A 12,409-nucleotide genomic window follows, 5' to 3' on the forward strand; every position below is an offset into this window, starting at 1 on the left:
GCCGTTTTCCACAGCACCCCGCAGGCGAGCCGCATGTGGATAACCCGTCGGGCGGAGGATACAATGGCCGGTCATGCATCAACGGGTATGGTGAGGTCGAGTGTCTCTTGCTCTCTGGCAACAGTGTCTGGATTACCTGCAGGACGAGCTGAACGCACAGCAGTTCAATACCTGGATTCGCCCGCTTCAAGCCGAAGAGGGGGAGGCCAACGAGCTGCGCCTGCTGGCACCCAATCGCTTCGTTCGCGACTGGGTTGGCGACAAGTATGCCAAGCGCATCAACGAGCTGCTCCGGGACCTGGCGCCTGCCAAGCCGCCACGGGTGATACTGACGGTCGGCAGCCGCAGGGCGGCCGCCGTCAAGCCGCAGCCCCGTGACCTGGGTGCCCCGGTGTCGGCCAACCCTCACTCGCCCTTGGCGCCGGCCGTGCAGGTGCCGCCGCGAGGCGACATCGGCGACGAGCGCGAAATCGACCAGATGCGCGAGGAGGGGGCCGCCGCCCGCCGTTCCGGTGGCGATCGCGAAGTGCAGGTCGAGGGCAGCCTGAAGCACAGCAGCGGCCTCAATCCCGGCTTCACCTTCGAGACCTTCGTCGAGGGCAAGTCCAACCAGCTGGCCCGCGCCGCCTCGCGCCAGGTTTCCGAGAACCCGGGCGGTGCCTACAACCCGCTGTTCCTGTACGGCGGCGTGGGCCTGGGCAAGACTCACCTGATGCACGCCGTCGGCAACGCGCTGGCGGCCCGGCGCGAGAACGCCCGGGTCGTCTACCTGCACTCCGAGCGCTTCGTGGCCGACATGGTCAAGGCACTGCAGCTCAACGCCATCAACGATTTCAAGCGATTCTACCGCAGCGTCGATGCGCTGCTGATCGACGACATCCAGTTCTTCGCCGGCAAGGAGCGCTCCCAGGAGGAGTTCTTCCACACTTTCAACGCCTTGCTCGAGGGCGGCCAGCAGATGATTCTCACCTCGGACCGCTACCCCAAGGAGATCAGCGGCGTCGAGGAGCGCCTCAAGTCGCGCTTCGGCTGGGGGCTGACCGTGGCCATCGAGCCGCCCGAGCTGGAAACCCGGGTCGCCATCCTGATGAAGAAGGCGGACCAGGCCAAGGTGGACCTGCCGCACGACGCCGCCTTCTTCATTGCCCAGAAGATTCGCTCCAACGTGCGCGAGCTGGAGGGGGCGCTGAAGAAGGTCATTGCCGACTCCCACTTCATGGGCAAGCCGATCACCCAGGACTTCATTCGCGAGTCGCTGAAGGATCTGCTGGCGCTGCAGGACAAGCAGGTGGGCGTGGACAACATCCAGCGCACCGTGGCCGAGTACTACAAGATCAAGCTCGCCGACCTGCTCTCCAAGCGCCGCTCGCGCTCGGTGGCGCGGCCGCGCCAGGTGGCCATGGCGCTGGCCAAGGAGCTGACCAACCATAGCCTGCCGGAAATCGGCGATGCCTTCGGCGGGCGTGACCACACGACGGTCTTGCATGCCTGTCGCAAGGTCCAGGCGCTGCAGGAGGAGAGCGCCGACATCCGCGAGGACTACAAGAACCTGCTGCGGCTGCTGACCAGCTAGCGGCGGGATGCATGACGCCCAGCATTGCCCGACACCCATCTACAGGACGAGACGTGGAGCCGACATGAGATTTTCCATTACCCGCGAAGCGCTGCTCCGGCCGCTGGCACTGGTGGCCGGCGTGGTGGAGCGGCGCCAGACCCTGCCGGTACTCTCCAACGTGCTGATCCAGGTCGACCAGGAGCAGGTGGCTCTGACCGGTACCGACCTCGAAGTCGAACTGATCGGACGCACGGCGGCATCGCAGGTCGAGGTGCCAGGGGCCGTCACCGTGCCGGCCCGCAAGCTGATGGACATCTGCAAATCGCTGCCCGACCAGGCTGAGCTTCAGTTCAGCCTGGAGGAGGGCCGTGCCGTCCTGCGCAGCGGTCGCTCCCGCTTTACCCTGTCGACCCTTCCGGTCGCTGAGTTCCCCAACATCGAGGACAGCGCGGGGGATGTCGAGCTTAGCCTGCCGCGCGGTACGCTGAAGCACCTGATCGATGCCACCTCCTTCGCCATGGCCCAGCAGGACGTGCGCTATTACCTCAACGGCATGCTGCTCGAGCTGCGTGCCAACCTGGTGCGTACCGTCGCCACCGACGGCCACCGTCTGGCCGTCTGCTCGCGCCCGGCGGAGATCCAGGTCGAGCCGGCCCGCAAGTTGATCGTGCCGCGCAAGGGCGTGCTCGAGCTGGTAAGGCTGCTCGACGACAGCGACGAGCCGGTGACGCTGACCCTCAGCGCCAGCCACGTGCGTGCCCATACCGGCGACTTCACCTTCACCTCGAAGCTGGTCGACGGCAAGTTCCCCGACTACGAGCGCGTGGTGCCGCGTGGCGGCGACAAGGTCTTCATTGCCGAGCGTGCCGAGCTGCGCCAGGTGCTCTCGCGTACCTCGATCCTCTCCAACGAGAAGTACCGTGGCGTTCGCCTGCACCTCCAGGAGGGCAATCTGCAGGTCATGGCCAACAACCCCGAGCAGGAAGAGGCCGAGGAGAACGTGGCCGTCGAGTACGGGGGCGACTCACTCGAAATTGGCTTTAATGTCGGCTATCTCATTGATGTTCTTAATGTTATTGGTGAGGATAGAGTGCAGATGACACTCGCCGACTCGAACAGCAGCGCCTTGATGGAGGAGCCCGGCGGGGGTGATGCGTTGTATGTCGTCATGCCGATGCGTCTTTGAGACCGCCAGCTTGTCCCACCATGCCCGGCCGCGCCATGGCGCGGCCGGGTGTCGCCCAGCGCTGCGTCCTGCTGCATGCTGATCGAGCGCCTCGCCTTTACCGGACTGCGTAATCTCGAAGCGTTCGACCTGACGCCGAGCCCCGGTATCAACCTGATCGTTGGACGTAACGGCAGCGGCAAGACCAGCCTGCTCGAAGGGCTGCACATCCTAGCGATGGGGCGCTCCTTTCGCACGCGGCAGCTCCGGCATGTCATCGCCCATGAGGCGGACGAGATGACGCTCTTCGCCCGCCTCGGCGGCGAGCCTCCCCTGCCCATCGGCGTGCGCCGGTCGCGCGATGCAGCCGAGCTGGAGATGCGCATGGGAGGGGAGCGGGTGTCGCGCCTGGCAAAGTTGATCGAGGCACTGCCCTTGCAGCTGGTCAACCCCGATGCCTTCCGCCTGCTCGAGGGGACACCGGCGGGCCGGCGCGAGTTCCTCGATTGGGGCGTGTTTCACGTGAAACACGACTTCTACGACGCCTGGCGCCGCACCAAGCGGGCGCTGAAGCATCGGAATGCACTCCTGAGACATGGTAGAATGGACGCCAATAGCCTGGCTGCCTGGGAGCAGGAGCTGGCCGTCTGGGGCGAGCGAGTCGACCTCCTGCGGCGCGAATGGATGGCCGGGTTCGTTCCCGTCTTCGAGGAGACGCTGGGCAGCCTGATCGACCTGCCCGAGATGCAGTTGCGTTACTCCCGCGGATGGGACAAGCAGCGGCCGCTGCGCGACGTGCTCGAGCAGGGCCGGGCAACGGATCAGCAGATGGGCTTTACCCAGAATGGACCACAGCGTGCCGACCTGCGGATTCGGCTGGGGCGCCGCCCTGCCGTCGAAGTGTTGTCGCGGGGCCAACAGAAGCTGGTGGTAAGTGCACTAAAGCTGGCACAAGGAAGGCTATTGGAACGCGTCACCGGGCATGGCTGTCTCTACTTGATCGACGACCTGCCTGCGGAGCTGGATGCCGAGCATCGCCGTGTGTTCTGCCGGCTGCTCGAATCCATGCGTTGCCAAGCCTTCATTACCAGTGTTGAACACGATGCCTTGGTGGGGTCATGGAACTCCCACACGCCGATGGCGATGTTTCACGTGAAACAAGCCGTCTCTGGCACGGGGCAGCTAGTGCCACAGGCACAGAGAGACTTCACGACGGAGTAGTCAATGAGCGAACAAGCTTACGACTCATCGAGCATCAAGGTTCTCAAAGGACTGGATGCCGTGCGCAAGCGTCCCGGCATGTACATCGGCGATACCGATGACGGGACAGGTCTGCACCATATGGTGTTCGAGCTGGTGGACAACTCCATCGATGAAGCCCTGGCCGGATACTGCAGCGAGATACGCGTCATCATTCACCCGGACGAGTCCATCACCGTCAGCGACAACGGTCGCGGCGTGCCGACCGACATCCATGAGGAAGAGGGCGTGTCGGCAGCGGAGGTGATCATGACGGTACTCCACGCCGGCGGCAAGTTCGATGATAACTCCTACAAGGTGTCGGGAGGCCTGCACGGCGTCGGCGTATCGGTGGTCAATGCGCTTTCCGAAGAGCTCAAGCTGACCATCTGGCGGGCGGGTCAGGTGCATGAACAGATCTATCGCCACGGCGTGCCCGAGGCGCCGCTGGGGGTTGTCGGCAAGACCGAGAAGACCGGTACCCGGGTACACTTCAAGCCATCCGCGGCGACCTTCGCCAATATCGAATTCCACTACGATATCCTGGCCAAGCGGTTGCGCGAACTCTCCTTCCTCAACTCCGGCGTGGCGATTCGCCTGATCGACGAGCGCAGCGGCAAGGAGGAGCTGTTCCACTACGAGGGCGGCCTCAAGGCCTTCGTTGACCACCTCAACAGCAACAAGACCGTGCTCAATCCGGTATTCCACTTCGAATCCGAGCGAGAGGATGGCGTAGTGGTCGAAGTGGCGATGCAGTGGAGCGACTCATTCGCCGAAAATATCTTCTGCTATACCAACAATATACCGCAGCGCGACGGTGGGACTCACTTGGCCGGCTTCCGTGCCGCACTGACGCGTACGCTCAACGGTTACATCGAATCCGAAGGGTTGCTCAAGAAATCCAAGGTGGCGACGTCCGGTGACGATGCCCGGGAGGGCCTGACGGCGATCATTTCGGTGAAGGTGCCGGACCCCAAGTTCTCCTCGCAAACCAAGGACAAGCTGGTCTCCTCCGAGGTGAAGACGGCGGTGGAGCAGGAGATGGGGCGGCTGTTCTCCGACTACCTGATCGAGAACCCCAACGACGCCAGGTCGATCGTCAACAAGATGCTCGATGCTGCCCGCGCCCGCGAAGCTGCGCGCAAGGCCCGCGACATGACCCGCCGCAAGGGGGCGCTGGATATCGCCGGCTTGCCGGGCAAGCTGGCCGACTGCCAGGAGAAGGACCCCAGCCTCTCAGAGCTGTTCCTGGTGGAGGGCGACTCGGCCGGCGGCAGCGCCAAGCAGGGTCGCGACCGCCGTACCCAGGCGATCCTGCCTCTCAAGGGCAAGATCCTCAACGTCGAGAAGGCGCGCTTCGACAAGATGCTCTCATCCGCCGAGGTGGGCACCTTGATCACCGCGCTCGGCTGCGGCATCGGACGCGAGGAGTTCAACCCCGACAAGCTGCGCTATCACTCCATCATCATCATGACCGATGCGGACGTCGACGGCTCGCATATCCGCACCCTGCTGCTGACCTTCTTCTTTCGCCAGATGTCGCAGCTGATCGAGCGGGGCCACGTTTTCATCGCCCAGCCGCCGCTCTACAAGATCAAGCGCGGCAAGCAGGAGACTTACCTCAAGGACGAGCAGGCGTTGGTCGACTACCTGACCACGACGGCGATGGACGGCGCCAGGCTCTACGTCAATCCCGAGGCGCCGCCGGTTACCGGGGCGCAGCTCGAATCCCTGGTCGGGCAGTACCGCGACGTGATGAAGCGTATCGATCGCCTGTCGCGGGTCTATCCCAACGAGGTGCTGCGCAAGGTCGTGCATGCGGCACGCCTCGAGGGGGAGGCAAGCCTCAAGGACCGAGTCACCATGCAGAACTGGATCGCCTACCTGCAGGAGGAGATGGATGCGCTGGTGGCCTACGAGGGCGGTCCGCGCTACACCTTCCGCCTGGAAGAGGACGCCGAGCGTGAACTCTTCCTGCCGGCGGTGACGCTCACGGCACATGGCGTCAGCTCCGACTATGTCTGGGGAATCGACTTCTTTACCAGCGCCGACTATCGGGCCATGGCGGCCCTTGGTGAGACGCTGGAAGGCCTGCTCGACGAGGGCGCCTATATCGCCCGCGGCGAGCGCAAGAAGAACGTCACCACTTTCTACCAGGCTCTCGAGTGGCTGATGGCCGAGGCTCAGCGCGGGCTGTCGGTGCAGCGCTACAAGGGGCTGGGCGAAATGAACCCGGACCAGCTGTGGGAGACCACCATGGATCCCGAGACGCGCCGTCTGCTGCGGGTCTCGATCGAGGACGCGGTCGCCGCCGACATGATGTTCAATACCTTGATGGGCGACGAGGTCGAGCCGCGCCGGGCCTTCATCGAGAGCAATGCGCTGGTGGCCAACCTGGATGTCTGAGCCGCGGCGGTGTTTCACGTGAAACACCGCTGCAAAGGAAAAGGGCCAGTTCACTTTGAACTGGCCCTTTTTTTGTCGCAGCCGGAGGCCCTCTGCACCCGACCGGTTGGTTCGGCTACGCGCTCAGCGGCCTCCGAGCAGCCAGTCGACGAAGGCGGCCAGGTCATCGAAAACCAGCGTCTTGTCGAGCCCCTCGCCCTTGGCCTCGGTCCGGCGCCCCTTGCCGGTGCGTACGAGCACGGGGCGACAGCCCAGGGGTTCCCCGGCCTTCAGGTCGCGCAGGCTGTCGCCCACCATCCAGCTGCCCGCGAGGCTTTCCAGCCCCAAGGCGGCCCGAATCTCCTCGAGCAGGCCCGGCAGCGGCTTGCGGCAGGCGCAGCCGTCGTCGGGACCATGCGGACAATACGCGATGTGCGCAATCTTGCCGCCGGCGGCGGTCACTTGGCGTTCGAGCTCGGCGTGCATTGCGGCCAACGTGGCCTCGTCGTAGTAGCCGCGGGCGATACCGGACTGGTTGGTGGCGATGGCGACATGCCAGCCGGCGTGGGTCAGGCGCGCAATCGCTTCGATGGAAGTAGGGTAGGGAATCCACTCGGCCAGGGACTTGATGTAGGCGTCGGAGTCCACGTTGATGACGCCGTCCCGGTCGAGGATGACGAGTCTGGAGGCATCCAGCATGTTGCGCACCAAAGGCTGAAAGAGGGTCGGAGAGAGGGAAGTGTTTCACGTGAAACACGCCGTGCCAAGTGCGAGATCCGGTGCGACACGTTTCACGTGGAACATGGGCGATAAAAAACCGGCCGGGGGAGTGCCCCGGCCGGCTTCCAGCCCTACGCTTCAGTGCTGCAGCAAGGCGATGTCGGCGACCTCGAGGAACAGCGCCTGGAGTTCGACCAGCAGTGCCAGGCGGTTGCGACGAATGGCCTCGTCGTCGGCCATGACCATGACCTCATCGAAGAAGGCATCCACGGGGGAGCGCAGGCCGGCAAGGACGTCCAGCGCTTCGCGATAGCGTGCCTCGTCGAACAGTGGCATGACGCGTTCGCGGCTCGACGAGACGGCATCGAACAGGGCCAGTTCGGCGGCTTCCTGCAACCGGCCGGCGTCGACCTGGCGGCCGACCTCATTGGCCTGCTTGGCCAGGATGTTGGAGACACGCTTGTTGGCGGCCGCCAGGGCCGCGGCCTCCTCGCGCTGGGTAAAGGCATGCACGGCTCGCAGGCGGCGGGCGAAGTCCAGCGGCTTGGTCACCGGGCGGGCGCGAACCGCCAGGTAGACCTCGGCGGGAATGCCCTCGTCCTGGCCCCAGGCACGGAAGCGGTCGAGCATGTAGCCGAGCACTTCCTCGACCAGGTTCGCGGCGTAAGGCAGCTCCTGATGCTGGGCGGCGGCCAGTTCGAGCAGCTCGCGCAGGTCCAGGTCCAGCTCGCCCTTGATCATGATGTTGAGGACGCCGATGGCCGCACGGCGCAGGGCGAAGGGGTCCTTGGTGCCGCTGGGACGCTGGCCGATGCCGAAGATCCCCGTCAGGGTGTCGAGCCGGTCGGCGAGCGCCAGGGCCTGGCCGGTGGGGCTGGCGGGGATAGCATCGCCGGCGAAGCGCGGGAGGTACTGCTCCTCGAGCGCCTGCGCCACTTCGGCGGACTCGCCGTCGTGGGTGGCGTAGTAGCGCCCCATGATGCCCTGCAGCTCGGGGAACTCGAGCACCATCTCGGTGACGAGGTCGCATTTTGCCAGCTCGGCGGCACGGCGCGCCTGAGCCACGTCGCCGCCGATGCGGCCGGCAATGAAGGCGGCGACCGCGGCGCTGCGGTGCGCCTTGTCGGCCAGCGTGCCGAGCTGCTGCTGGAACACCACGTTGGCGAGCCCGGGGATCCGCGCGGACAGCGGCTGCCTGCGGTCGGTGTCGAAGAAGAAGGCGGCATCGGCCAGGCGCGGGCGAATGACCTTCTCGTTGCCCTCGACGACGCGCTGGGGGTCCTGGCTGTCGATGTTGGCGATGGTGATGAACTGCGGCTTGAGGCGGCCCTGTTCGTCGAGCAGGTGGAAATACTTCTGGTTGGCCTTCATCGACGAGATCAGGCACTCCGCGGGCACCTCGAGGAAGCGCTCGTCGAAGCTGCCGGCCAGCGCCACCGGCCATTCGACCAGGCCGCTCACCTCGGTGAGCAGGTCCTCGTCGATCACCGCCCGAGCCTCCTGAACTTCCGCTTCGGCCAGCACCTGCTCGCGAATACGCTCGCGGCGGCGTCCGCGATCGGCCAGCACCCAGGCCTGTTCGAGGACGTCGAGGTAGTCGTCGGCATGCCCCAGTTCGATGGGCTCGGGCGCATGGAAACGGTGCCCGCGGGTGGTGCGGCCGGCCGTGAGGCCCAGCGCTTCGGCCGCGACCACTCCACCGCCGTAGAGCATCACCAACCAGTGCACCGGTCGCGAGAACTCGACCCGGGAGGCGCCCCAGCGCATGTTCTTGGGTACCGGCAGGGCAGTGATGGCGCGTTCGACGATGGCCGGCAGCAGTCGGGTCGTGGCCTCGCCCTGCTGCCGTTCGCGATAGCCCAGCCAGGTGCCCTTGTCGGTTTCGAGATGGATCAGATCGGCCACCTCGACCCCGCAGGAGCGGGCGAAGCCCTCTGCGGCCTTGGTCGGCTGGCCGTCCTTGAAGGCGGCGGCAAGCGCCGGGCCGCGCCGCTCGACCTCACGGTCGGGCTGCTTGTCGGCCAGCTCGGTCACCTGTACCGCCAGGCGACGCGGCGTGGCGTAGGCCCGCACCTCGCCAAAGTCGACCTCGGCCTCGGTCAGGCCGCGGCGAATGCCCTCGGCCAGCGCGTCCGAGAGCGTGTCGATGGCGCCCGGCGGCAGCTCCTCGACCCCCAGTTCAAGCAGAAAGGTATCGGTAGCCATCACGCGTCTCCCTGTTCGGCGGTCTTGTCCTCGGCCAACAGCTGCCGGCGCAGCTCCTCGGGGGCCAGCGGGAAGCCGGCCGCCTTGCGCGAGGCGTAGTAGGCATGGGCCACGTCGCGAGCCATGGTGCGCACGCGCAGGATGAAGCGCTGGCGTTCGGTCACCGAGATGGCGTGGCGGGCATCGAGCAGGTTGAAGGTGTGCGAGGCCTTGAGCACCTGCTCGTAGGCCGGCAGCGGCAGGTTGGCCGCGAGCAGCTTGGCGCACTCCTGCTCCTGGTGGTCGAAGGCGGCGAACAGGGCCGGCACGTCGGCGTGCTCGAAATTGTAGGCCGACTGCTCGCGCTCGTTCTGCAGGTAGACGTCGCCGTAAGTGACTCGGGAGCCATCCGGAGCGATGGTCCATACCAGGTCGTAGACGCTGTCGACGTTCTGCAGGTACATGGCGATGCGCTCTAGGCCGTAGGTGAGCTCGCCGGTGACCGGGAAACACTCCAGGCCGCCGGCCTGCTGGAAGTAGGTGAACTGGGTCACCTCCATGCCGTTGAGCCACACCTCCCAGCCCAGGCCCCAGGCCCCGAGGGTGGGGGATTCCCAGTTGTCCTCGACGAAGCGAATGTCATGCACCAGCGGGTCGAGGCCGAGGCGTGCGAGCGAGCCCAGGAAGCGCTCCTGCAGGTCGGACGGGGAGGGCTTCATGACGACCTGGAACTGGTAGTAATGCTGCAGGCGGTTGGGGTTCTCGCCGTAGCGGCCGTCGGTCGGGCGACGGGAAGGCTGCACGTAGGCGGCGTTCCAGGTCTCGGGGCCGATGGAGCGCAGGAAGGTGGCGGGATGGAAGGTGCCGGCCCCGACCTCCATGTCCAGCGGTTGGAGCACCACGCAGCCTTGTTCTGCCCAGTACTGCTGCAGGGCGAGTATCAGGCCCTGGAACGTGGTCGCGTCTGGCGTCGACCCTGGAGCCGAGGTCGACGGGGATGTCGAGAGCGTCTGCGACGGGTTTGGCGAGGGAGTCATTGCGGAAGCACCGTTGGCCATGAATTCACTGGGCGTCAAGTATACAATCACAGGCACATCGGTTATAGGCGCAGCGGCTGCGCCCCAGCGAGGTTCACAATGATCGTAGTGACAGGTGGCGCCGGCTTCATCGGCTCGAATCTGGTCAAGGCCCTCAACGCGCGCGGACGGGATGACGTGCTGGTCGTCGACGACCTGCGCGACGGTACCAAGTTCGTCAACCTGGCGGACTGCACCCTGGGCGACTATCTCGACAAGGACGACTTCCGTGGGCGCGTCGAGGCGGCGCTGCGCGGCGAGCCCTCGCGCCTGCCGCCGATCGAGGCGATCTTCCACGAAGGCGCCTGCTCGGATACCACCGAGTGGGACGGCCGCTTCATGCTCGACAACAACTTCGAGTACTCCAAGGTGCTGCTGCACTACTGCCAGCAGCAGGGCATTCCCTTCCTCTATGCTTCCTCGGCGGCCACCTACGGCGGCAGCCAGGTGTTCCGCGAGGAGCCCGAGTACGAGAAGCCACTCAACGTCTACGGCTACTCCAAGCTGCTGTTCGACCAGTACGTGCGTCAGCACTGGGACGACTTCACCAGCCAGGTGGTGGGGTTCCGCTACTTCAACGTCTACGGCCCGCGGGAGCAGCACAAGGGCAAGATGGCGAGTGTCGCCTACCACCACCATACCCAGGTCAGGGCAGGACAGGACCTGCGGCTGTTCGATGCCTGGGACGGCTATGAGGCCGGCATGCAGAGCCGCGACTTCGTCTATGTCGGCGACGTGGTCGACGTCAACCTGTGGTTTTTGGACAACCCCGGCAAGTCGGGCATCTTCAACCTCGGCACCGGCCGCGCCGAGCCGTTCAAGGCCATCGGCGAGGCGGTCATCGATTTCTACGGCCGTGGACGCATCGAGTACATCGACTTTCCCGAGGAGCTCAAGGGGCGCTACCAGAGCTATACCCGGGCCGACATCTCGCACCTGCGGGAGGCGGGCTACGTCCGCGAGTTCCGCACCGTGGCCGAAGGGGTAAAAGCCTATCTCGCGTGGCTGAACGGGGCGCAGGGATGAGCCAGGCGGCGACGCCGGCCCCCCGCATCCTGGTCGTCGGCCCCTCCTGGGTCGGCGACATGGTCATGGCCCAGAGCCTGTTCAAGACCCTGAAACAGCGCCAGCCCGAGTGTCGCATCGGGGTGGTGGCGCCGGGTTGGTCGCAGCCGATCCTCGAACGCATGGAGGAAGTCGACGAAGTGGCCACGCTGGACGTCGGCCACGGCGAGTTCGGCTGGGGCACCCGACGCGCCCTGGCGCGACGGCTGCGCGGCCGCTTCGACAGGGCCATCGTGCTGCCGCGCTCGTGGAAGTCGGCGCTGGTGCCGTTCCTGGCGCGCATTCCCCGGCGTACCGGCTTCACCGGCGAGCAGCGCTATGGCGTGGTCAACGACCGGCGCAGGCTCGACAAGGCCGTACTGGACCAGACCGTCAAGCGTTTCGTGGCGTTGGGCCTGGCGGCGGAAGAGGCGCGAGAAGGCGAATTTGCCGTTCCCCGCCCGCGGCTGCGGGTCGACCCCGACAACCTGGCCGAGCTGTGCCAGCGCCTGGGGCTGAGCGCGCGGCCGGCCATCGGCATGATGCCCGGCGCCGAGTACGGCCCGGCCAAGCAATGGCTGCTGGGACATTTTCGCGAGCTGGCCGGGCGCCTGGTGGCGGAGGGCTACGAGGTACGCGTGCTGGGCGGGCCCAAGGACCTCGCCGCCGGCGAGGCAATCGCCGAGGGGCTGCCTTGGGTGCACAACCTGTGCGGCCAGACCCGTCTGGCCGATGCGGTCGATCTGCTCGCCGACTGCCAGCAGGTGGTAACCAACGATTCGGGGCTGATGCACGTGGCCGCCGCCGTGGAGACCCGGGTGCAGGCCCTGTATGGCTCGTCGTCACCGCGCTATACGCCGCCGCTGACCGACAATGCCGAGATCCACTACCTGGCGCTTTCCTGCTCGCCCTGCTTCGAACGCCGCTGCCCGCTGGGGCATACCAACTGCCTGGTGCAGCTCTCGCCCCAGCGTGTGCTGGCCGCCGTGCTGGCGGCGTCACCGACAGTCATCGCGCGGCGTTGAGGCCCGGTCGGGGAGG

9 protein-coding genes are annotated in these 12,409 nt (G+C 65.9%); 6 read left to right on the forward strand and 3 right to left on the reverse strand.

Translation table 11 applies throughout. The features are described 5' to 3' along the window. Positions 1-100: 100 nt before the first annotated feature. From dnaA to gyrB, 4 genes are all read left to right on the forward strand, one after another. A complete protein-coding gene (gene dnaA, locus HNO51_RS00005) occupies positions 101-1,573 on the forward strand; it encodes a chromosomal replication initiator protein DnaA (protein WP_197449037.1) in 1,473 nt (490 codons plus the stop codon). Positions 1,574-1,637: 64 nt separating this feature from the next. Continuing rightward, positions 1,638-2,741, forward strand: a complete 1,104-nt coding sequence (dnaN, locus tag HNO51_RS00010) for a DNA polymerase III subunit beta (protein ID WP_197449038.1) — start codon at positions 1,638-1,640, stop codon at positions 2,739-2,741. A gap of 75 nt (positions 2,742-2,816) precedes the next feature. Continuing rightward, positions 2,817-3,941 (forward strand): DNA replication/repair protein RecF, encoded by a 1,125-nt coding sequence (recF, locus tag HNO51_RS00015; RefSeq protein WP_197449039.1) that lies wholly within the window; start codon positions 2,817-2,819, stop codon positions 3,939-3,941. Between the two features lie 3 nt (positions 3,942-3,944). Next, positions 3,945-6,365, forward strand: a complete 2,421-nt coding sequence (gene gyrB / locus HNO51_RS00020; RefSeq protein ID WP_197449040.1) for a DNA topoisomerase (ATP-hydrolyzing) subunit B — start codon at positions 3,945-3,947, stop codon at positions 6,363-6,365. 123 nt (positions 6,366-6,488) lie between these two features. On the opposite strand, the gene gmhB is transcribed toward gyrB, so the two are convergent. The 3 genes from gmhB to glyQ all read right to left on the reverse strand — a co-directional run bounded on the left by gmhB (position 6,489) and on the right by glyQ (position 10,285). Continuing rightward, the gene (gmhB, locus tag HNO51_RS00025; protein ID WP_197449041.1) at positions 6,489-7,043 is read right to left on the reverse strand and encodes a D-glycero-beta-D-manno-heptose 1,7-bisphosphate 7-phosphatase; all 555 of its coding nucleotides are present in this window, start codon (positions 7,041-7,043) and stop codon (positions 6,489-6,491) included. A gap of 159 nt (positions 7,044-7,202) precedes the next feature. Continuing rightward, positions 7,203-9,269 carry a glycine--tRNA ligase subunit beta gene (glyS, locus tag HNO51_RS00030; protein ID WP_197449042.1) on the reverse strand — a complete coding sequence of 689 codons (2,067 nt, stop codon included), beginning with the start codon at positions 9,267-9,269 and terminating at the stop codon, positions 7,203-7,205. Further along, positions 9,269-10,285 carry a glycine--tRNA ligase subunit alpha gene (gene glyQ, locus HNO51_RS00035; protein WP_267956609.1) on the reverse strand — a complete coding sequence of 339 codons (1,017 nt, stop codon included), beginning with the start codon at positions 10,283-10,285 and terminating at the stop codon, positions 9,269-9,271. The genes glyS and glyQ overlap by 1 nt, the downstream gene beginning before the upstream one ends. A gap of 99 nt (positions 10,286-10,384) precedes the next feature. On the opposite strand from glyQ, the gene rfaD reads away from it, so the two are divergent. After that, a complete protein-coding gene (gene rfaD, locus HNO51_RS00040; RefSeq protein WP_209538215.1) occupies positions 10,385-11,350 on the forward strand; it encodes an ADP-glyceromanno-heptose 6-epimerase in 966 nt (321 codons plus the stop codon). Next, a complete protein-coding gene (waaF, locus tag HNO51_RS00045; RefSeq protein ID WP_209538216.1) occupies positions 11,347-12,393 on the forward strand; it encodes a lipopolysaccharide heptosyltransferase II in 1,047 nt (348 codons plus the stop codon). The genes rfaD and waaF overlap by 4 nt, the downstream gene beginning before the upstream one ends. Positions 12,394-12,409: the final 16 nt, after the last annotated feature.

Origin of the sequence: Billgrantia sulfidoxydans (assembly GCF_017868775.1) — a bacterium.
Classification (GTDB): domain Bacteria; phylum Pseudomonadota; class Gammaproteobacteria; order Pseudomonadales; family Halomonadaceae; genus Halomonas; species Halomonas sulfidoxydans.